Source organism: Kribbella sp. WER1, assembly GCF_054189145.1.
On record NZ_CM135186.1, the window covers coordinates 8080498 to 8102146 of the forward strand.

General features: G+C 69.9%; 19 protein-coding genes. 17 read left to right on the plus strand and 2 right to left on the minus strand.

Features of this window, described 5'->3' with window-relative positions; all coding sequences use genetic code 11:
- Window positions 1-95: 95 nt before the first annotated feature.
- The 7 genes from ACXJJ3_RS39360 (at window position 96) to ACXJJ3_RS39390 (ending at window position 8742) form a co-directional block, all read left to right on the plus strand.
- Window positions 96-2108, plus strand: a complete 2013-nt coding sequence (locus ACXJJ3_RS39360; protein WP_458167093.1) for a GxGYxYP domain-containing protein — start codon at window positions 96-98, stop codon at window positions 2106-2108.
- A gap of 31 nt (window positions 2109-2139) precedes the next feature.
- Window positions 2140-2931, plus strand: coding sequence for a GNAT family N-acetyltransferase (locus tag ACXJJ3_RS39365; protein ID WP_458167094.1), 792 nt, complete (start codon window positions 2140-2142; stop codon window positions 2929-2931).
- Window positions 2932-2971: 40 nt separating this feature from the next.
- The gene (locus ACXJJ3_RS39370) at window positions 2972-5488 is read left to right on the plus strand and encodes a preprotein translocase subunit SecA (protein ID WP_458167095.1); all 2517 of its coding nucleotides are present in this window, start codon (window positions 2972-2974) and stop codon (window positions 5486-5488) included.
- Entirely contained in the window at window positions 5460-6290 is an 831-nt protein-coding gene (locus ACXJJ3_RS39375; RefSeq protein ID WP_458167096.1) for a class I SAM-dependent methyltransferase, read from the plus strand. The genes ACXJJ3_RS39370 and ACXJJ3_RS39375 overlap by 29 nt, the downstream gene beginning before the upstream one ends.
- A 74-nt stretch (window positions 6291-6364) precedes the next feature.
- Window positions 6365-7006, plus strand: coding sequence for a VC0807 family protein (locus ACXJJ3_RS39380; protein ID WP_458167097.1), 642 nt, complete (start codon window positions 6365-6367; stop codon window positions 7004-7006).
- A 9-nt stretch (window positions 7007-7015) separates the two neighbouring features.
- The gene (locus ACXJJ3_RS39385; protein ID WP_458167098.1) at window positions 7016-8437 is read left to right on the plus strand and encodes a replication-associated recombination protein A; all 1422 of its coding nucleotides are present in this window, start codon (window positions 7016-7018) and stop codon (window positions 8435-8437) included.
- Window positions 8434-8742: a nuclear transport factor 2 family protein gene (locus tag ACXJJ3_RS39390; RefSeq protein ID WP_458167099.1), complete on the plus strand. Its 309-nt coding sequence runs from the start codon at window positions 8434-8436 to the stop codon at window positions 8740-8742. The genes ACXJJ3_RS39385 and ACXJJ3_RS39390 overlap by 4 nt, the downstream gene beginning before the upstream one ends.
- Here the strand turns inward: ACXJJ3_RS39390 and ACXJJ3_RS39395 are convergent.
- Entirely contained in the window at window positions 8723-9418 is a 696-nt protein-coding gene (locus ACXJJ3_RS39395) for a hypothetical protein (RefSeq protein ID WP_458167101.1), read from the minus strand. The genes ACXJJ3_RS39390 and ACXJJ3_RS39395 overlap by 20 nt on opposite strands.
- Before the next feature lie 186 nt (window positions 9419-9604).
- Here ACXJJ3_RS39395 and ACXJJ3_RS39400 point away from each other — a divergent pair, with 186 nt between their 5' ends.
- The 10 genes from ACXJJ3_RS39400 to ACXJJ3_RS39445 all read left to right on the plus strand — a co-directional run bounded on the left by ACXJJ3_RS39400 (window position 9605) and on the right by ACXJJ3_RS39445 (window position 20448).
- Window positions 9605-10015, plus strand: a complete 411-nt coding sequence (locus ACXJJ3_RS39400; RefSeq protein WP_184831693.1) for a DUF948 domain-containing protein — start codon at window positions 9605-9607, stop codon at window positions 10013-10015.
- Complete coding sequence (locus ACXJJ3_RS39405) at window positions 10012-10248, plus strand: DUF6167 family protein (protein WP_209695005.1); 237 nt, start codon at window positions 10012-10014, stop codon at window positions 10246-10248. The genes ACXJJ3_RS39400 and ACXJJ3_RS39405 overlap by 4 nt, the downstream gene beginning before the upstream one ends.
- 5 nt (window positions 10249-10253) lie before the next feature.
- Window positions 10254-12923 carry an alanine--tRNA ligase gene (gene alaS / locus ACXJJ3_RS39410; RefSeq protein WP_458167103.1) on the plus strand — a complete coding sequence of 890 codons (2670 nt, stop codon included), beginning with the start codon at window positions 10254-10256 and terminating at the stop codon, window positions 12921-12923.
- A gap of 32 nt (window positions 12924-12955) precedes the next feature.
- A complete protein-coding gene (gene ruvX, locus ACXJJ3_RS39415) occupies window positions 12956-13414 on the plus strand; it encodes a Holliday junction resolvase RuvX (protein ID WP_458167104.1) in 459 nt (152 codons plus the stop codon).
- Window positions 13411-14619, plus strand: coding sequence for an endolytic transglycosylase MltG (gene mltG / locus ACXJJ3_RS39420; protein ID WP_458167105.1), 1209 nt, complete (start codon window positions 13411-13413; stop codon window positions 14617-14619). Before ruvX ends, mltG begins: the two co-directional genes overlap by 4 nt.
- A gap of 1 nt (window position 14620) precedes the next feature.
- Window positions 14621-15445: a shikimate dehydrogenase gene (locus tag ACXJJ3_RS39425; protein WP_458167106.1), complete on the plus strand. Its 825-nt coding sequence runs from the start codon at window positions 14621-14623 to the stop codon at window positions 15443-15445.
- Window positions 15432-17000: an FAD-binding oxidoreductase gene (locus ACXJJ3_RS39430; protein ID WP_458167107.1), complete on the plus strand. Its 1569-nt coding sequence runs from the start codon at window positions 15432-15434 to the stop codon at window positions 16998-17000. Before ACXJJ3_RS39425 ends, ACXJJ3_RS39430 begins: the two co-directional genes overlap by 14 nt.
- A gap of 14 nt (window positions 17001-17014) precedes the next feature.
- Window positions 17015-18058 (plus strand): DUF2330 domain-containing protein, encoded by a 1044-nt coding sequence (locus tag ACXJJ3_RS39435; protein WP_458167108.1) that lies wholly within the window; start codon window positions 17015-17017, stop codon window positions 18056-18058.
- 11 nt (window positions 18059-18069) lie between these two features.
- Window positions 18070-18777 carry a prepilin peptidase gene (locus tag ACXJJ3_RS39440; RefSeq protein WP_458167109.1) on the plus strand — a complete coding sequence of 236 codons (708 nt, stop codon included), beginning with the start codon at window positions 18070-18072 and terminating at the stop codon, window positions 18775-18777.
- A gap of 87 nt (window positions 18778-18864) precedes the next feature.
- On the plus strand, window positions 18865-20448 hold the full coding sequence (locus ACXJJ3_RS39445; RefSeq protein ID WP_458167110.1) for a BBE domain-containing protein: 1584 nt from the start codon (window positions 18865-18867) through the stop codon (window positions 20446-20448).
- On the opposite strand, the gene ACXJJ3_RS39450 is transcribed toward ACXJJ3_RS39445, so the two are convergent.
- Complete coding sequence (locus ACXJJ3_RS39450; protein WP_458167111.1) at window positions 20449-21564, minus strand: ADP-ribosylglycohydrolase family protein; 1116 nt, start codon at window positions 21562-21564, stop codon at window positions 20449-20451.
- Window positions 21565-21649: the final 85 nt, after the last annotated feature.

Here is a 21649-nt window from a genome sequence, read left to right on the forward strand (position 1 = left end):
GGAAACGATTCCAAGCGAGCTATGTACACGCTCTCCTGGGGTTGCTACATTCCCGGCAGATTTGACATCGATGTCAACCTCAGGGAGTGGTCGCGATGGTTTCGAGACGTGCGTTCCTGGCGGGTAGCGGTGCGGTCACCGCGGGGCTGGTCCAGCCCTTCGCATTGACCGCAAATGCTGCAGATTCATCGACGTCCGGCAGCCCCGCTCGGCTGCTGCCGGTGTTCAACCGCCCACGACACCTGGACTACGGCGACGTCAGCAAGCTCAGTGGGGAAGATCAGACCCTGCTGACAACGTTGCAAGGCGTGGTCAACCGTTCCGAGCCGGAGTTGTACTTCATCTACGACACCGGGACCGCGAGCGTGCCGGACGCCAAGTGGCTGTCCGACATGCGCTTGCCGAAGAAGCTGTACAAGAACCCGCTGGACCTGGTCGCGAAGTACCGGAGCCGGATCCGGGGCGCGATCGTGTACGACGACGCCGTACCGGACTCGCTGAACGTCGCGACGACGCTCGCCGGGCTGGAGAACGCCGTGGTGGCGAACGCGGACCAGGCGAAGGCGTACGGGCTGAAGATCGTCAAGGACCTACGCGGGATGTTCGACGACGACCGGGTGAAGACGTACCGGTGGCAGCTCGACAACCTGTTCCCACGGGTCAGCAAGCAGCTGCTCGCCGGCCTCCCGCCGACCCGCGTGGTCGACGTCGAGGGCGTGCAGTGGCTGGAGATCGCCCGCGAGACCAAGCAGATCCGGGACTCGTCGAACCGCGGGACGTACGACCTGGACGTCTCGGCCAAGCTCGGGAAGGAGGCCGTGTACGTCAAGTTCGCGGACTCGTTCACCGACGACGGCTGGGGTGCCTCGGTGCGGCACGTGTCGATCAAGGCGAACGGCACCGTGATCGCGACGTTCGAGCCGAACAGCCCGGAGGAGGCGCCGTACCTGTTCGACGGCTCGCACTCCTCGATCGGTGGTGAGGCCAACAGATTCGCCGACGGCGGGAACTACTGGATCTACCGCATCGCACCACCCGCCGGTACGACGTCCCTGGTCGTCACCGTGGAGATGTGGAACCAGTACCTGGTCAGCGCCACCGACACGTCGCCGACCCGCGTCGAGCCGTTCCCGTACTTCCGGGACTACGTGGTTGCCACCAAGGCCCTGGTGAGCTGGCTGCCACCGGGCGGCGCGACCGGCGACCTGCTGATCGAGCACTACGCGAAGTGGCCGACGCTGGCGCCGTACATGGGCTGGTTCGCGAACGACGTCTCCGGTGAGTGGGACGGCGTCGACCTGGCCTCGAAGGGCGGCTCGCCGGTCGTCGCGGCCGACTTCTACATGAACGGCACCGTGCACGCCGGTCTCGCCTCGCCGATCTCCGAGAAGCCGCGCGCGACCCGGCGGATCGACAAGCCGAAGAACAAGGTCTACCTGACGCTGACCTTCGGCGAGGGCGACAACATCCAGTACTGCCAACGCCGGCTGCGGGAGATCTGGGACGACCCGAAGCGCGGCCAGGTGCCCACCAACTGGACGATCGACCCGCTGCTGGTCGAGACCGGGCCGAACATCTACAGCTACTTCCAGCGCACCGCGACCGCGAACGACCTGCTCGTGTGCGGCCCGTCCGGCGCGGGCTACACCTACCCGGCGTCGTGGAAGCCCGACGAGCTCACGCAGTACCTGAAGATGTCGGGCCGCTTCATGCGCCAGACCGGACTGGAGGAGGTGTACGCGTACAGCGGCCGGCAGAACAACACGTGGGTGCTGCTGTCGGAGGAGATCGCCAAGGGATACGCCGACTACACGCCGACCAAGGGGATCATGCAGACCTGGGACGGTGACACGCTGACCGCCCGGCAAGGCGGGATCCCGATCACCGGCGGCTGGGGTGCACCGGGGAAGGCGGCCGAGTTCAAGGCCGCGCTCGACCAGCGGATCGCGAGCTGGGACGGCGCGAGCCCGCTGTTCATCTCCGGGCTGATCGGCGCCTGGTCGTGGTCCGCGTCCGACATGGCCGAACTCGGCCCGCTGCTGACGGATCCGTACGAGCTGGTGCTGGCGAACACGTTCTACGACCTGCTCAACCGCGTGCTGCCGTAAAGCGGTTGCGGTGGTGGAGCACGATGGGCGGATGACCCCTGACGAACTGCTCGACGTGTTCCACCGCCGGATCCGGCTGCCCGACGCCGACGCGATTCCCGGCTGGAAGCAGGAGCACGTCGGGCTCGTCCATCGCTCGTACGTCGAGGGCCCGGACGGCGCCGGGTTCGTCGAGGCGCCGCGCGGGCTCGGGGACGACCCGGACGCGGTGATCGCCGGCGAGGTCGCGTTCTTCACCGAACGCGCCCTGCCGTTCGAGTGGAAGACGTACGCGTACGACGAGCCGGCCGACGTCGCGCAGCGGCTCGAACGGCAGGGGTTCGTCGCGGACGGTCCGGAGACGCTGATCCTCGGCGAGGTGGACCGGGTGCTCGCGCGGCCGTCGGCGCTGCCGTCGAAGGTGCGGCTGCGGGAGGCGGACGGGCCGGCGGACTACGAGCGGATCGCCGTACTCACGGACTCGTTGTGGCACAACGGGAACGAGCGGATCGTCGAGCACCTGGCCGGCGAGGCGCGGATGTTCCCGGACCGGCTGTCGGTGTTCCTGGTGGAGGACGTGCTGACCGGCGGGCCGGTGCTGTCGGCGGCGTGGATCCGGTTCCATCCCGGGACCGGGTTCGCGAGTCTGTGGGGCGGCGGGACGCATCCGGAGTGGCGGCGGCAGGGGCTGTACTCCGCTTTGCTGGCGCATCGGGCCCGGCTGGCGAAGGAGCGCGGGTACGAGTTCCTCCGGGTCGACGCGTCCGCGGACTCCCGCCCGATCCTGCAGAATCTCGGGCTGCACGCCGTCACCGTTACAACGCCGTACCACTGGCGACCCTGACGCGCGGAACGACCGGTCAACGCTGTACGTTGCCTGCATCATGGCCCTGAAAATCGCTTCCCGCTTCCGCCGGCTGCTGCAGCGCCCCGGCTCGATCGATCTCGGCCCGTACGAACGGCTCACCCAGCTGGTCGGCGAGGCGGAGGAATCGGTCCTCTCGCTGACCGACGAAGAGCTCACCGAGGCGGTCGCGGAACTGCGCACCACCGGCGGGCTGCACGAGGACGAGCAGATCGAGTTCCTGGCGCTGGCCCGGGACGCGGGCAGGCGGGCGATCGGCGAGCGGGCGTTCGACGGCCAGGTCGTCGGCGCGCTGGCGATGCTGCAGGGCCGGATCGTCGAGATGGCGACCGGTGAGGGCAAGACGCTGGCCGGCGCGATCGCCGCCGCCGGGTATGCGCTCGGCGGCCGCAAGGTTCACGTGCTCGCGGTCAACGACTACCTCGCCAAGCGGGACGCCGAGTGGATGGGCCCGGTGTACGAGCTGCTCGGCGTGACGGTGTCGCACGTCGGTCAGGCGTCGACGCCGGAGGAGCGGCGGGCGGCGTACCAGGCCGAGGTCTGCTACGTGCCGGTCAACGAGATCGGCTTCGACGTACTGCGGGACCGGCTGGTCACCGACGTCGCCGACCGCGTCACCGCCGAGGCGGACGTGGCGCTGGTCGACGAGGCCGACTCGGTGCTGATCGACGAGGCCCGGGTGCCGATGGTGCTGGCCGGCGCAACCCGCAACGAGGCCCTCGACGACGATGTCGTCCAGCTGGTCCGCACCCTCCGCGCCGGCGTCGACTACGAAATCGACGGCGACGGCCGCACCGTAGCCCTCACCGACGCAGGCACCGACAAGGTAGAAGAAGCCCTCGGCCAACGCACCGCGGAAGCCGAAGAGGCTGACTCCGAAGAAGGTGCTGAGGAAGGCGAGGTTGAGCGGGCGAGGTTCAATCTGTATGACGACGAGAACCTGGATCGGCTTACTCAGGTGAACGTTGCGCTGCATGCCGAGGTGTTGCTGCGTAAAGACGTCGACTACCTCGTCCGGGACGGCAAGGTCAGTCTGATCAACAACAGCCGGGGCCGGGTCGCGAAGCTGCAGCGTTGGCCTGATGGGCTGCAGGCTGCGGTCGAGGCGAAGGAGGCCGTGCCGGTCAGCGACTCCGGTGAGGTGCTGGACAGCATCACCGTGCAGGCGCTGATCAAGCGCTACAACTCTCTCTGTGGCATGACCGGTACGGCGGTCGTGGTCGGCGAGTCGCTCCAGGAGTTCTACGACGTAGAGGTCGCCGTCGTACCGCCGAACACGCCGAACGTCCGCAAGGACGTCCAGGACCGCCTCTACCTGACCGTCGACCAGAAGAACGACGCCCTGGTCAAGCACATCGAAGAGGTGCACGAGACCGGCCGACCGATCCTGATCGGCACGCACAGCGTCGAGGAGTCCGAGCAGCTCAGCGACAAGCTCGAAGCCGCCGGCATCCCGCACGTGGTCCTGAACGCGAAGAACGACGCCGAAGAGGCCGGCATCATCGCCGAGGCCGGCGTCCCCGGGACCGTGACCGTGTCCACCCAGATGGCCGGCCGCGGTACCGACATCCGGCTCGGCGGCAAGGACGAGTCGCACGACAAGGAGAAGGCCGTCGAGCTCGGCGGCCTGTACGTGATCGGCACCGGCCTGCACGCCTCCCGCCGCCTCGACGACCAGCTCCGTGGTCGCGCCGGCCGCCAGGGCGACCCGGGCGGCACGCTGTTCTTCGCGTCGCTCGCCGACGAACTCGTCACTCGGTACTCCGTCTCCTCGGGCCTGCGCCCGCACCCGGACGCGACCGGCCGGCTCACCGACCGCAAGTCGATCGGCATGCTCGAGCACGCCCAGCGGGTCGCGGACGGCGCGAACGCCGAGCTGCACCGCACCACCTGGCAGTACAACCGCCTCACCGGTCAGCAGCGCGCGATCCTGCTGGAGACCCGCGAGCAGGTGCTGACCGAGGACCTCGCCGCGACCGAGCTCGCCGAGCGCGCCAAGGAGCGGTACGACGAACTCGTCGACGAGGTCGGGGAGGACGTCGTGAAGAGCGCGGCGCGGCGGATCGCGCTGGGGCATCTGGACCGGCGCTGGACCGACCACCTGGCGTACCTGGCCGACCTGCGCGAGGGCATCCACCTGCGGTCGCTGGCCGGCGGCATCGTGCACCTGAAGCCGATCGACGAGTTCAACAAGTCCGCGATCGCGTCGTTCGAGACGCTGATCGAGGACTCCTGGAAGGACGCGGCGGAGACCTTCACCGAGGCCGAGATCGGCGCCGACGGCCTGAACGAGGAGGCCAGCGGGATCCCGCGGCCGACCGCGACCTGGACGTACCTGGTGAACGACAACCCGTTCGGTACCGAGGCGGACCGGATCCTCGGCCGGCTCCGGAACGCGATCAAGCCGGAGTCGGGCGCGGAGCCGGAGGAGATCCTGGCGGAGGAGTTCGACGAGGACGACCTCCCCGAGGAGCTGCGGGACGCCGACGACGAGGAGGAGTCGGACGATGAACCGAAGCAGGGGAAGGCCGAGTGACCTCACCGGCGTCCAGCAGACCCTGACGCCGGTCCTGAAGGCGAAGGCCCTCGACAACCGGCTGCCGGATCCGGTCCTCGGCGACGAGTACGCCGAGCGGGCGATGCGGCGGCTGGACCCGGAGTACGACCGCGGCCGGTTCGCGGCGAGCCAGCTCGGTCTGGCCGCGGTGGTGCGGGCGAAGGCCCTTGACGACTGGGCCCGCGGCTTCCTCGCCGAGCACCCGGACGCGGTCGTGCTGAACCTCGGCTGCGGACTCGATGCCCGGGTGTTCCGGGTCGACCCGCCGGCCACTGTCGACTGGTACGACCTCGACTATCCGGAGGTCGTCCAGCTGCGCCGGGAGATCCTTCCGGAGCGCGAGCACTACACGCTGATCGGTTCCAGCGTCACGAATCCGGCCTGGCTCGAGGACATCCCGCGCGGCCGGCCGGCGCTGATGATCGCCGAGGGCCTCCTGCCGTACCTGACCGAGACCCAGGTCTGGGAGCTGGTGACGGGCATCGTCGACGCCTTCCCGTCCGGCGGGCTCGAGTTCGACACGGTGTCGGTGTCGGCCTGGCGGACCTCGAAGTACGACCCGATCGGGCGCCGGTACAACGCGCGGTTCGCGTCCGGCTTCGACGATCCGGCCGTGCTGGCCGCCTGGCATCCGCGGCTGCTGTACGTCGACGAGGCGCCGATGAACGACGCGCCCGAGCTGCTGCGGAAGGCGCCCCCGAACGTCCGCCGGCTGTACACGGTGCTGAACCTGCTGCCCGGCTTCCGGCGGTCGTCGCGGATCGTGCGCTTCCGGTTCTGACTTCGACTTTGGTCTAGGGGTGCACAGCCGTCGGCTCGATGCGGGTGGACGGGGCGATGCGCGAACCTCAGGCCATGCCCACGCACCGCGGCCCCTGGCTCCTCGTCGTCGACATCGCGATCCCGCTCGCCCTGTACTACGGCCTCAAGGCGCTCGGCGTGAGCGACCTGACCGCGCTGCTCGCGGGCGTGATCCCCGGACTGATCAGCTCGGCGGTCTCGCTGGTCCGGACCCGGCGGACCGACCTCGTGGGGATGGCCGTCGTCGTGAGCATGGTCGCCGGTACGGTCGTCGCCGTGATCGGCGGCGACGCCCGGCTGCTGCTGGTCCGGAACGCGTGGATCAGCCTGCCGTTCGCCGGCATCACCCTGTGGTCGCTGCGGCACCCGCAGCCGCTCACGTACGTCGTCACCCGCGCGATGTTCGCGCCCCGCGCCGCGCTGATGGACGAGTTGTGGGAGACGGACGAGCGGTTCCGGCACGCGTGGAAGTGGATCACGATCTGGTGGGGTATCGCGACGATCGTCGACGGCGTCGTCCGGATCGTGGTGTCGTACACGTTGCCGATCTCCGTCGTACCCGCGACCGACCCGGTGATCACCGTCGCCACGATCGTCGCGCTGCAGGTCCCGACCATCGTCCTGCTGCACCGCAGCGGCTCCTGGCAGCGGGTCTTCGGCCCCCGACGCCGTGCCGGTGTCGGTGGGGCTGGATAGGCTTCTCGGGTGAGTGATGGGTTGTTCGATCTTCCTGGTGCGCCGGCGCCTGCCCGTGGGGGCGGGAGTCTCGCGGACACGGACCACACGGCGGCTCCGCTGGCCGTGCGGATGCGGCCGCGGAGTCTCGACGAGCTGGTCGGGCAGCAGCATCTGCTCGCGCCCGGTTCGCCGCTGCGGCGGCTGGTGGAAGGCGACCAGCCGATGTCGCTGCTGCTGTGGGGGCCGCCCGGTACCGGGAAGACCACGATCGCGGCGGTCGTGTCGCATCAGACCAACCGGAAATTCGTCGAGCTGTCGGCGGTGACGGCCGGGGTGAAGGACGTCCGGCAGGTGATCGACGGGGCGCGGCGGGATCTCGCCCGGCCGGGTGGCGCGGTCGAGACGGTGCTGTTCATCGACGAGGTGCACCGGTTCACCAAGGCGCAGCAGGACGCGCTGCTGCCCGGGGTGGAGAACCGCTGGGTGACGCTGGTCGCGGCGACCACGGAGAACCCGTTCTTCTCGGTCATCTCCCCGCTGCTGTCCCGCAGCCTGCTGCTGACTCTCGAGTCGCTCACCGACGACGACATCTCGAGCCTCCTCGACCGCGCCCTCACCGACGAACGCGGCCTGAACGGCGAGGTCGAGCTCGCCGCCGACGCCCGCGACCACCTCCTCCGGATGGCCGGCGGCGACGCCCGCCGGGCCCTCACCTACCTGGAAGCCGCCGCCGGCGGCGCCCGCGCCAAGCACGACCAGGCCGTCAAATACCAGGAAGCGGGCGCGGAACCAGCTGAGGTTCCGGAGCGGGCGTACATCGACCTCGTGACGTTGGAGACGGCTGTCGATCGGGCGGCGGTGCGGTACGACCGGGCCGGCGATCAGCACTACGACGTGGCGTCGGCGCTGATCAAGTCGATCCGCGGGTCGGACGTGGACGCGGCGATGCACTACCTGGCGCGGATGATCGAGGCGGGGGAGGACCCGCGGTTCATCGCCCGCCGGCTGGTGATCTCCGCGAGCGAGGACATCGGCATGGGCGACCCGACCGCGCTCGGGGTCGCGGTCGCGGCGGCCGAGGCGGTGCAGCTGATCGGGATGCCGGAGGCGCGGATCAACCTCGCCCAGGCGGTGGTCGCGCTCGCGCTCGCCCCGAAGTCGAACGCGGTGATCACAGCGGTCGACGCCGCGATCGCGGACGTGAACGCCGGCAAGGTCGGCCCGGTCCCGCCGCACCTGCGGGACGCGCACTACGCCGGCGCGAAGAAGCTCGGCCACGGCTCGTCGTACCAGTACTCGCACGACGACCCACGCGGCGTACTCCCGCAGCAGTACGCCCCGGACGTGATCGACGGCACCGACTACTACAACCCCACCCGCCGCGGCGGCGAAGCGGCGTACGCCGACCGGGTGGCCGCCATCCGGAAGATCCTCCGAGACCGGAAATGAGCCGTACGGCGGACCACGTGGCCGCGTTCAACCGGGCCGTGACGAGCGGCGACTGGGAGACGTTCGCGGAACGGTTCGCGGTGGACGCGACGATGACGTTCGTCGGCGTACCGGCCGGACCGTTCGAAGGTCGGACGGCGATCGCGGCGGCGTACCGGGAGAATCCGCCGGACGAGACGATGGAGCTGGTCACGGACGGCGACGAGCGGGCGCGTTTCCGCTGGTCGGGCGGTGGTACGGGGACGATGGAGCTGCGCTGGACGCCGGACGGAGCCGTTCAGGCACTCACCGTGAGCTTCGATTGAGGCCTCGATCTCGGTAGGCTGCTGGGCGGCCTGGGGTGAAAGGTTTGTTTGTGAGGCAGTCCAGTCCGCGGCATGTCCGTCGCCGTCCGCCGGTGCTGAAGTTGGGCGCCGGCGCAGCAGGTGTCGCCCTGCTCGCCGGTTTCCTGTACTTCGGTCCGCTCGGCCCGAACGATCCGCCACAGTCGCCGTCCGCGCAGTCCACGCCGACCGTCGAACGCACCGACGGTACGTCGAGATCCACCAGCCGTCCGTCGCTCCCGGTCGGCCGGCCGCTGAGCCCGGCCCCGACCCCGTCGGCCACCCGCACCGACCTGGCACCCCCATGGTCCACCACGGATCCAGGTCCCGCCCACCCCACACCGGCGCCCACCGGCCAGCCGTCGGCGACCACCCGGCCGACCTCGAAACCGGTCGGCCCGACAACCTCGGCACCCACGACCACCCCGTCCAGCACCACGCCGTCAACCACCACGCCGTCAACCACCACGCCGAAGCCGACCACGAAACCGACTACACGCCCCACCACCCAACCGACCTCCCCGTCGAGCCCCCACCCGACCACCCCGAGCCCCACCGCACCGACGACAACACCGACCAGCACCCCCTCACCGACCACCGCCACCCCCACGCCCTCGACGACCCCGGCCACCACGCCCTCTCCGGCAACGCCGTCCACCCCCGGTCTCCCCGGAACGCACAGCATTCAAGGGATCACCGAGTGGTTGGTCCGGTTTGGTGAGCGACTGTGATGTGCGGGATGGTGTCCTGAAGCCGAGTGCGCTATGGCCGCGCGATAAGGTCGGGCGGTCCATAAGGTGGGCACTAGGTCGCACGAGGTCGCTACGGAAGGTGGATCGTCTCCATGAGCGTCGGTGAAGTCGCGGGGCTGATAGCCGCCTGCGCGCTGCTCATCCTGGTGGGCCTGCTGGCCTATCCGATCCTGAAGCTCGGCAAGGTGTTCGACGAGACCCGGATCATGGTGAAGGGCGTCTCCGACTCCAGTGTCCCGCTGCTCGGTGAGGTGACCACGACGGTCGCCACCACCAACGCCCAGCTGGCGAAGGTGGACACGATCACCGACAACGCGACCACGGTGACCACCAACGCGGCCGCGTTGATGTCGCTGTTCTCGGCCACCGCCGGCGGTCCGCTGGTGAAGGCGGCCGCGTTCACGTACGGCGTCCGCCGGGCGCTCGGTGAGCAGCAGCGCAAGGACGTGTCGCGGCGCGTCAAGGACGAGATGAAGGCCGAGCGGAAGGCGCGGAAGCGGTGAAGCGGATCTTCTGGCTGATCATCGGGATCGCCGTCGGCGTGTACGCCGTCACCAGACTGAAGAAGAAGGCGCAGATCCTCGCACCCGAGAGTGTCCAGGAGTCCGCGGCCAAGCTGGCCGCCGCGGTCCGGCACTTCGGCGACCAGGTCCGGGAGGGCATGGCCGAGCGGGAGACCGAGCTGCGGGACGCGCTCGGCATCGAGAACACCAACGATCGTGAGGACTACCGGTAACACCCATGGAAACCAGTGAGATCAGGCGGCGGTTCCTGCAGTACTTCGAGGACCGGGGCCACACCGTGGTGCCGAGCGCGCCGCTGCCGTCGCCGGACCCGAACCTGCTGTTCAACGTCGCCGGCATGGCCCAGTTCGTGCCGTACTTCGTCGGCCAGCAGACCCCGCCGTACCCGCGCGCGACCAGTGTCCAGAAGTGCGTCCGGACGCTCGACATCGACGAGGTCGGCAAGACCACCCGGCACGGCACGTTCTTCCAGATGAACGGCAACTTCTCCTTCGGCGACTACTTCAAGGAGAAGGCCATCGAGTACGCCTGGGAGCTGGTCACCAAGCCCCAGAACGAGGGCGGCTACGGGTTCGACGAGTCCGTGCTGTACGCCTCGGTGTACTACGAGGACGACGAGGCGATCGACATCTGGAAGCGGGTCGCGGGGCTGCCCGACGACCGGATCGTCCGGCTCGGCATGAAGGACAACTTCTGGTCGATGGGGATCCCGGGTCCGTGCGGCCCGTGTTCGGAGATCCTGATCGACCGCGGCCCGGAGTTCGGCGCGGACCGGGACTGGGAGGCGGGCGACCGCTACCTGGAGTTCTGGAACCTGGTCTTCATGCAGAACGTCCGCGGTGAGGGCGGTGGCAAGGAGGGCTACCCGATCCTCGGCGAGCTGCCGAAGAAGAACATCGACACCGGTCTCGGTCTGGAGCGGGTGGCGTACCTGCTGCAGGGCGTCGACAACATGTACGAGATCGACGAGATCTACCCGGTGATCGAGAAGGCGTCCGAGCTGAGCGGCCGCAAGTACGGCGCCGAGCAGGTCGACGACGTCCGGTTCCGGGTGATCGCGGACCACGTCCGCAGCGCGCTGATGCTGATCGGCGACGGCGTCACCCCGGGCAACGAGCAGGGCGGGTACGTGCTGCGCCGGCTGCTCCGCCGGGCGATCCGTTCGATGCGGCTGCTCGGGTACGAGGACCCCAGCCTGGTCGAGCTGCTCCCGGTGAGCCTGGAGCAGATGAAGAAGTCGTACCCGGAGCTGGTCACCGACTTCGGCCGGATCAGCCAGATCGCGTACGCCGAGGAGGAGGCGTTCCGGCGTACCCTCACGGCCGGTACGACGATCTTCGACGTCGCGGTCAAGGAGACCAAGGCCGGCGGCGCGCACCAGCTCGAGGGCTCGAAGGCGTTCCAGCTGCACGACACGTACGGCTTCCCGATCGACCTGACCGTCGAGATGGCCGCCGAGCAGGGCCTGCAGGTCGACACCGAGGGCTTCAAGTCCTTGATGAAGGAGCAGCGCGAGCGGGCGAAGGCCGACGCGCGCGCCAAGAAGGCCGGTCACGCGGACACCTCGGGCTACCGGGAGCTGCGGGAGAAGGGCGTCACCGAGTTCACCGGTTACCAGGAGCTGGCGACGGACTCGCAGGTCCGCGGTCTGCTCCGCGACGGTGCGGTGGCGGCGTTCGCCGAGCAGGGTGAGACCGTCGAGGTCGTGCTCGAGAAGACCCCGTTCTATGCGGAGTCCGGCGGCCAGATCGCGGACGAGGGGCTGATCGTCGGCGACGGCCTGAAGCTCAACGTGCTCGACGTCCAGCGCCCGGTGAAGGGCCTGGTCGTGCACCGCGTCGAGATCCTCGAAGGCGTCCTGCGTCCCGGCACGGACGTGCACGCCGAGGTCGATCACGACTGGCGGATCTCGGCCTGCCAGGCGCACTCGGGTACGCACGTCGTGCACGCCGCGCTCCGTCAGGTGCTCGGCCCGAACGCGCTGCAGAGCGGCTCGTACAACAAGCCCGGCTACCTGCGGCTCGACTTCGCCTGGTCGTCGGCGCTCGACCCGGCCACCCGGTCGGAGATCGAGGAGGTCGCGAACCTCGCGGTCCGCAAGGACCTGCCGGTGTCCGCGCAGTACATGACGTTGCCGGAGGCCCGCGACTGGGGCGCGCTGGCGCTGTTCGGCGAGACGTACGACGAGCAGGTGCGGGTGGTGGAGATCGGCGGCCCGTGGTCGCGCGAGCTCTGTGGTGGTACGCACGTGAAGCACTCGTCGCAGGTCGGCGCGCTGACCGTCACCGGTGAGTCCTCGGTCGGCGCCGGGGTCCGGCGGATCGAGGCCTTCGTCGGCATGGAGGCGCTGCACTACCTGGGCAAGGAGCGGGCGCTGGTCCGGCTGCTCAGCGAGAACCTGAAGACCCGCCCGGAGGAGCTGCCGGCCAAGGTCGCCGACCTGTCGGAGCGGCTGCGGGCCGCCGAGAAGGAGCTCGAAAAGGTTCGCGCCGCGCAGGTGCTGCAGGCCGCGGCCGAGCTGGCGAGCGCCCCGAAGGACGTCTTCGGCGTCCAGTACGTCGGCCACCGGGCGCCCGACGGCGTGAACGGCGGGGACCTGCGCAAGCTGGCCCTCGACGTCCGCGGCCGGATGGGGAACGACAAGCCGGTCGTGGTCGCGATGCTGAGCGTCAACGACGGCAAGCCCGGCGTGGTCGTCGCACTGAACGACACCGCCCGCGAGTGGCGGCTGAAGGCCGGTGACCTGGTCCGGGTCGCGGCCGAGAAGCTCGGTGGCAAGGGCGGTGGCAAGGACGACGTCGCGCAGGGTGGCGGTACGGACGCCACCGGTGCCGACGACGCGCTGAGCGCCGTCGAGCACGCCATCGGTCACCAGGTCACGGGCTGACTCCGTGGAGTACCGCTGATGAGACTGTGCAGATGAGAACGGGAGTGCGGATCGCACTGGACATCGGAGACGCCCGGATCGGCGTTGCCAGCAGCGATCCGCACGGCATCCTGGCCACCCCTGTGGAGACTGTCCGGCGTGGACCGGGCGATCTGGGTAGGATCGCGGAACTCGCCGCCGAACTGGAGGCGTTCGAGATCGTGGTCGGGCTGCCGCGTTCCCTGTCCGGGGGCGAGGGGCCGGCCGCGGTGAAGATCCGGGAGACGGCGGAGCAGGTGCTGGACAAGGTGCGCGAGACGAGCACGGGGACGACGGTGCGGCTGGTGGACGAGCGGTTCACCACGGTCACCGCCGAACGGCAGTTGCGGGAACGGGGAAAGAAGGGTTCCAAACGGCGCGCGGTGGTCGACCAGGCCGCGGCGGTCGTTATTCTCCAGCACGCGCTCGACTTCGAGCGCGAGACCGGCAACCCACCCGGGAGGCCCCTGTGAACGGACCATCGGTGCACGAAGAGCTGAACGAGGGCGAGGAGCAGCGGGCCGACGACCTCGGCAGCGGTCTCGGGCTCCGGGCGGAGACCCGGGTCGAGCGTCGCGCGAACCGCCGCCGCGCCCGTGGCCGGCGGGCGTTCGGCTGCTTCGCCGGGCTGGTCTCGCTGCTGGTCGTCGGGGCGATCGTGGCCGGCGCTGTGGTCGGTTTCGGCAAGGGCAAGGACGCGCTGGCCGGCGTGTTCTCCGCACCGGACTACCAGGGGCAGGGCACCGGCACGGTGGTCGTCGAGATCACCAACGGCCAGAGCGTCTCGTCGATCGCGGACACCCTGGAGAAGAAGGAGGTCGTGAAGAGCGCCCGTGCCTTCGAGCGGGTGGCCCGCGACGATCCGCGCTCGCTGCAGCTCCAGGCCGCGACGTACACGCTGCACAAGCACATGTCGGCGAAGGCCGCACTGGATCTGATGCTGAACACGCAGCTCTCGGTGCTGGTCACCCGGATCAGCGTCCCGGCCGGGAAGACCATGGCCGAGGTCGCGATGATCCTGCAGGGCTCGAAGATGAAGCTGCCCGCCGGGGCGGCTGCGGCCGCGCTCGCCAAACCGGCCACGCTCGGGCTGCCGGCGTACGCGCAGGGCAGGCCCGAGGGCTTCCTGTTCCCGGGGACGTACGACATCCCGAAGAACGCGACCGCGACCACGATGCTCAAGCTGATGACCGCGAACTACGCGAAGACGGCCGCCTCGCTGAACCTGCAGCAGTCCGCCACCCGCAAGGGCCTGGACCCGTACCAGGCGGTGATCGTGGCCAGCATCATCGGCGCCGAGACCAACCGTGAGCAGGACTACCCCAAGGTCGCCCGGGTGATCTACAACCGGATGGCGGCCGGGATGAAGCTGCAGATGGACTCGACCATCCACTACGTGGTCGGCCGGAACGGCGGCGTCTTCACGACGCCCGAGCAGCGCAAGAACCCGTCGAAGTACAACACCTACCTGTACAAGGGCCTGCCGCCGACGCCGATCAACTCGCCGACCCGCGCGGAGCTGAGCGCGGCGATCAACCCGGCCCAGGGCTCCTGGCTGTACTTCACGCTGGTCAACCTGGACACCGGCGAGACCGCGTTCGCCAGCACCGCCGCCGAGCACCAGGCGAACGTGAAGAAGCTGCAGGCGTGGTGCCAGGCCCACAAGAACCGGTGCTGAGATGACCCGTTGCGCCGTGCTCGGTTCGCCGATCGCGCATTCGTTGTCGCCGGCCATGCACCGGGCCGCGTACGCCGCGCTCGGGCTGGACTGGACGTACGACGCGTTCGAGGTCGCGGAGGACGAGCTGCCGGCGTTCGTGGCGTCGCTCGGCGCGGACGTCCGCGGGCTGTCGCTGACGATGCCGTTGAAGCGGGTCGCGATCGACATCGCGGACACGGTCGACCCGGTCGCGGAGCTGATCGGCGCGGCGAACACGATGGTCTTCGAGCCGGACGGATCGCGCGCGGTGTACAACACCGACGTACCGGGGCTGGTGAACGCGTTCGCCGAGCAGGGCATCACCGCGGCCGAGACCGCGGTCGTCCTGGGCGGCGGGGCGACCGCCGCGTCGACGCTGGCGGCGCTGCGTGGAATGCAGGTCGGCGAGGTCACCGTCGTGGTGCGGGACGTGTCGAAGGCCGAGCGGCTGCGGGACCTGGCGGCGGAGCTGGGACTCCGGACGTCGGTCGCGGACTTCTCCCAGGTGGACCAGATCGGCGGCTTCGACCTGTGCGTGTCGACGCTGCCCGGCGGTGCGGTGGACCCGTGGGCGGAGCACTTCGCCGGGGTCGCGCCGGTGGTGTTCGACGTCGCGTACCACCCGTGGCCGACCAAGCTCGCGATCGCGGCGCACCGGATCGGTACAGAGCTGTTGAACGGACTTGACCTACTCGTGCATCAGGCGACCCTCCAGGTGGAGATGATGACGGGTAGGTCGCCGGCTCCTCTGGCGGCCATGAGGACTGCTGCCCGTGAGGAGCTGGGGGATCGTGAGCCTGCTTGACCGTCGTACCGTTCTGATCGCCGGCGCCGCCGTCACCCTGGCGGGGTGCGGCAACGCCAAGAAGGACGCCGGCGGTACGACGCCGTCGCAGACGCCCACCTCGGCGACGACGACAGCCCCCTCGAGCAGTACTCCGACAACCAGTACGCGGACGAGCACCACGCCGCCCAGCACCACCGTCCCGACCGCGACGCCGACCAGCACCCCGACCACGTCGGCCCCGACGCTGACCGCGGCGCCGAACTGGAACACCTTCGCGCGCTCCCTCAAGGGCCGCCTGTACCTACCCGCCTCGTCCGGGTACGCGGCCGCCCACCAGCTGTTCAACCCGCGCTGGGACAGCGTCCGCCCGACCGCGGTCGTGAAGGCCGCCGTACCGTCGGACGTCCAGAAGGCGATCCAGTTCGCCCGCGCCAACAAGCTCGTCCTGGTCCCGAAGAGCGGCGGCCACTCGTACGTCGGCGCCTCCACGATCGCGAACGGCATGCAGCTCGACGTCGGCGGCCTGAAGAGCATGAGCTACTCGAACGGCGTGCTCACCGTCGGCGCGGGCGCCCGGCTGTACGACGTCCACGCGTTCCTCGACCGGTACGGGCGTTCGCTGCCGACCGGTACCTGCCCGACCGTCGGCGTCGCCGGGCTGACCCTCGGCGGCGGGATGGGCATCCACACCCGGACGTACGGGCTGACCTGCGACCGGGTCGTGTCGATGGGCGTGATCACCGCGGACGGCAAGGCACAGACCATCAAGGCGGGGTCCGACCTCTTCGCGGCGCTCCGCGGTAGCGGTGGCGGCAACCTCGCCGTCGTCACGTCGTTCCAGTTCGCGACGATCCCGGCGACCAAGCTCGGCTTCTTCCGGCTGACCTGGCCGGAGTCGCAGGCGGCGGCGGTGATCCGCGGCTGGCAGAAGTTCGCCCAGACCGCGCCGACCACGTCCTGGGGCAACCTGCACATCGATGCCAAGAGCAACGGGACGCTGTCCGTGCACGTGCTCGGCGTCTCCACCACCGGCAACGCGAACGCGGCGGCCGCGCAGCTCGAGTCGTTCGTCGGCGCGAAGGCGTCGGCGCGGACGATCTCGGTGAAGTCGCACCTGGAGGCGGTGAAGTACCTCGGCGGCGGGACGACGAGCCCGCGGCAGGGCTTCCTGGCCGGTTCCGACGTACTCAAGGGGCCGATGGACGCGACCGCGATCAGCGCGCTGCTCGGTGCGGTGAAGGCCGCGGCGCGGGCCGGGACGCCGGCGTCGGCGATCCTCGACCCGCTCGGCGGGCAGGCGGCCAAGCAGCCGGCGGGCGGTTCGTCCTGGCCGTGGCGGAGTGCGCTGTGCACGGTGCAGTGGTACTCGTCGTCGCAGAACAGCGGCGCGAAGACCTTCATCGCGAACGGCCACCGCGCGGTCCGCTCCTACTCGGCCGGTGCCTACGTCAACTACCTCGAGGCCGGGCGGCCGGTCAGTGCGTACTACGGCGCGAGCGCGGGGAAGCTCGCGGCCGCCAAGAAGAAGTACGACCCGACGAACTTCTTCCACACGCCGTACACCCTCAGCTAGCTAGTGTTCCGCCCGTGAAGCTTTGGCGGGTGGTTGCGGGTGTGCTGGCGGTCGGGTTCGTGGCAGCCGGGGTAACGCCTGCGTGGGCGTGCGCGTGCGGCGGGTACCTCCCGGACGCGCAGTCGCAGGCCCGGGCGTACGGCGAGACCGCGCTGGTGCAGCACACCGGCGGCACCGAGCAGATCACGTTGTCGATGGCGGTTCGGGGCGCGTCGAAGAAGGCCGCGTGGATCATGCCGGTGCCGTCCGCGGCGAAGGTCGAACTGGGCGACAGCGACCTGTTCTGGCGGCTCGACCGGATGATCCAGCCGAAGCGGATGGTGAAGAAGACCTACTGGCCGTTCCGCGACCTCGGCATCATGGGCGGCCGGCGTGACAGTGCCGGCGCCGCCGCGCCCGGCGCGGGCGTCAACGTCCAGCAGCAGATGACGCTCGGCCCGTTCGCGGTCACCCGGCTCACCGGGACCAGCGGTACGGCGGTCACGGACTGGCTGCGCACCAACGGGTACGTCGTACCCGCGACGCTGGCCGCGAACCTGACGCCGTATCTGACCGAGAAGTGGGAGATCGTCGCGGTCAAGCTCGCCCCGAAGCAGGACGGCGAGACCATGTACGGCGCGACGCCGCCGCTCCGGCTGACGTTCGCGTCCGAGCGGATCGTGTACCCGATGCGGCTGAGCAAGGGCGCGACCACCGCCCAGACCGTGACCGTGTACGTCGCGGCGGAGCACCGCGTGGACGCGACGAAGACGCCGTACGACGGGGTGAAACCGGAGCTGCTGTTCGCGGGGCGGATCGAGGACAGCGACGCGTTGCCGAAGCCGGCCGACTACCTGACCGCGTACACGGCGTCGTACGGCGACCCGAGCCGGATCACCGACGACTTCACGTTCGAGCCGGCCGCGAACGACGATCCGTACCAGCGGATCACCTACGTCACGGTGAACGACGGGCTGCTCAGCACGATCCTGGTGCTGCTCGGCGGCGTGCTGCTGTTGGGCGGCGGCGCGGCTGTTCTCGCGCGGGTGCTGGTCAAACGCTCAGCAGCCGGACGCTAGGCTGCACGATCGTGCCGGCTGAGAACGCGTTGCTCGCTGCCGGGATCGGTGCTGTCGTCTGCGGACCGACGGCTTACGTACTCGGTCCCTGGCTGATGCGGCGCATCCCGGAGCCGGTGCTGGACGAGGGGGAGACCAAGACGCCCTACGCGTCCTTGGCGGGCCGGAGAGCTGCTTGCTGGTGTGGCGGCCTGGCTGCGGTGGCCGGGGCGTTGCTGGGCTGGCTGCTCGGGCTGAACGCGGTATTACCCGCCTGGCTGGTGCTGGCTGTTGCGGGTGCGGTGCTTGGGTACATCGACGCGCGGACGCGGTACCTGCCGTCGGTCATCATCTGGCCGACGTACCTGGTGGTCGGTGTGGGGCTGTTGGGCGCGGCAATCGGCACGGGGGAGTGGGGCTCGTTGCGGCGCGCGGCGATTGCCGGAGCCATCGGGTTCGGGGTGTTCTACGTGCTGTGGTTCGCGTTCCCGCGCGGTGTCGGGTTCGGCGACGTACGGCTGTCGGGGCTGCTCGGGCTGGCGCTCGGGTGGCTGGGCTGGGGACAGTTCGTGTCCGGCTTGTACGGCGGGTTCTTCCTCGGCGCGGTGGTCGGGATCGTGTTGATCGGCCTACGGGTGATGACGCGGAAGCAGATGGTCCCGTTCGGGCCTTTCATGCTGGTCGGCGCGCTCGGCGGTGTCGTGCTCGGGATGCCGTTGGAGCGGTTGTACGCCGGATAGTGGAGTCCCGCACTCCACCAGATGGTTGATGTGCGGACAGGCTCGCTCTTCCTAGGGTCGAGGCATTCGATCTCGGGAGGGAACTTCATGCCAGTCAGTCGTCGTGGTCTCTTGGCCGGAACGGCCGTCGCCGGTGCCGCCTTCGCCATCCCCGGTACGGCGTCCGCCGCGCCCGTGAGGGGGAGCGTCGGGAGCAACATCGGGCCGGCGGACGCCCGCTACCAGGACCTCGTCACCCGCGGGCAGAACCGGCGCTTCGTCGGCAAACCCGACTATGTGCGGGTGATCCAGTCACCGCAGGACGCCGTCGCCGCGGTGCAGGAGGCGGTCCGCGGCGGCAAGCGGATCGCCGTCCGTGGGGGAGGGCACTGCTTCGAGGACTTCGTGGACAGTGGCGACATCCAGGTCGTGCTGGACATGTCGACGAACACCACGATCGACTGGGACCCGCAGTACCGGGCGTTCTCGATCGGGTCCGGCGCGATCCTCGAGAACGTGTACAAGGAGCTGTTCTTCGGCTGGGGCGTGACGATCCCGGCCGGCGGCTGCCTGGGCGTCGGCGTCGGCGGCCACTTCGCCGGCGGCGGGTACGGGCCGCTGTCCCGCAAGCACGGCTCGGTCGTCGACCACCTATACGGCGTGGAGATCGTGGTCGTCGACGCCCGCGGCCGGGCCCGGACGGTGGTCGCGACCCGCGACAACGAGCACCGCGACCTGTGGTGGGCGCACACCGGAGGCGGCGGCGGGAACTTCGGCGTCGTCGTGCGGTACCTGCTGCGGACCAACGGCACCACCGGCCGGACGCCGGAAGAGTCGTTGCCCAAGGCACCGGCCGCGCTGCGGTCCAGCGTGCTGTTCTACGACTGGTCGAAGACCACCCAGGCGGACTTCCACCGGACGGTGCGGAACTGGTTCGGCTTCTTCGAGCAGCACAACACGCCGGACTCGCCGTACGCGACGCTGTACGCGCCGTTCATCCTCACGCACCACAAGGCCGGCCAGTTCCTGCTCTCCACCCAGCTCGACGCCGCCGCGCCGAACTCCGAGCAGCTGATGAAGGCGTTCAACGCCGCGATCACGGCCGGCGTCCAGGTCAAGCCGCAGCTGATCGACGTCGGTGTCGGGCCGTTCCTGCACACCACGATGGGCCGCTCGATCGGCGAGACCGCATCGCCGACCCGCGCGAAGTACAAGGCCGGGTACCTGAAGAAGGGGTACTCCGACGCGCAGATCGACGCGATGTACCGCGGGCTGACGGACACGTCGTACAACGGACCCGACTCCTCGATCCTGCTCGTGCCGTACGGCGGCAAGGTGAACACCGTGCCGTCGAACGCCACCGCCGCGGCGCAGCGGGACGTGGTCGCGAAGATGGTGCTGGCCGCGTCCTGGGACACTGCGACCGACGACGCGATGCACCTCGGGTGGGCGCGCAAGGTGTACGCCGACATCTACCGCGACACGGGCGGCGCGCCGGTGCCGAACGCGGTCAGCGCCGGGTCGTACATCAACTACCCGGACAGCGACCTGGCGGATCCGGCGTACAACAAGTCAGGGGTGCCGTGGCACGACCTGTACTACCTCGGCAACTACCCGCGGCTGCAGCAGGTCAAGGCGAAGTGGGACCCGCGGAACGTGTTCCACCACAAGCTGTCGATCGAGCCTGCCTGATCAGCCTCCGGGGTAGCGGGTCGTCCAGGCGGTGAACGGCCCGTAGTCGCCGTGCAGGCGGCGGGCCTGGGTGAACTCGAGCGCGAAGTCGTCGGCGAGCTGCAGGATCGCCGGGCGGCCCTCGACGGTGAAGACGAGCTCTGCGGGGAGCGCCGTCTCACCGTGCAGGGCGCCGAGGATGTTGCCGCAGATCGCGCCGGTGGAGTCGCTGTCGCCGGAGTGCGTGACGGCGAGCGCCAGCGCGTCCAGGAACTGCTCAGGCGCAGGGTAGGCGAGGGCGGCGTACACGGCGATCGCCAGGGCCTCCTCGGCGATCCATCCGCCGCCGAGGTGCTCCACGGTGATCGGGTCGGCGGGCGCGGTCGCGGCCAGGTGCTCGGCGAGGGTGAGCGCCGCACTTGTCTCCTCGTGGCCCTCGTGCCGGACCAGCACGCTCGTCGCGCGGGCGATCGCCTCTTGCAGGCCGGCGCCGTCGCAGAGCCCGCGGATGATCGCGGCCAGCGCGCCGGAGGCAAGCTTGCCGGTCGGATGACCGTGCGTGTACCCAGCGGCTTCCGCGGCCTTGTCGAACACCCAGTCGATCGGGAACGCCGCAGGCAGCAGCCCGAACGGCGCCACGCGCATCACGCCGCCGCAGCCCTTGGAGTCGTTGACGGCCTGCCCGCCGTACTGCGGGATCTGCGGCCCACCCTTGCGCGCGTTGGCGAGTGCGGTCAGGCAGGTATTACCCGGCGCGCGGCGCGCGTACAGCCACTGCTCGCCCTGCAGCCAGCCTGTCTGCGCACCACTCGGCCCTGGCAGCGTCTGGGTGTCCAGCCAGCGGTCGTACGCGCCGTGCACGACACCCACCGTGAAGCCGAGCCCGCGGTCCGTGCGTACGCCGGCCCGGATCAGCCCCTCGACCGTGAACAGCGTCATCTGCGTGTCGTCGGTCACGGTCCCCGGCGGCCACCCCGGCCCGCCGTCCACGAACGCGCGCACCCCGTCCGGGTGCTTCGCGAGGATCGTCTGCCTGTCCTCGAACTCCACCGGCCCACCGAGCGCATCCCCGATCGCCCCACCCAGCAGGCACCCCCGCACCCGTGCCCGCCACGTCTCCTCCGCCTGCCGCGTCATGCCAGGACCCTATCCATGGTGGTGCCAGCGCTACCCCCAAGACGGGATCTGGGGCCAGTTCGCGCGGCGCCTTCCGCTTCTAGGG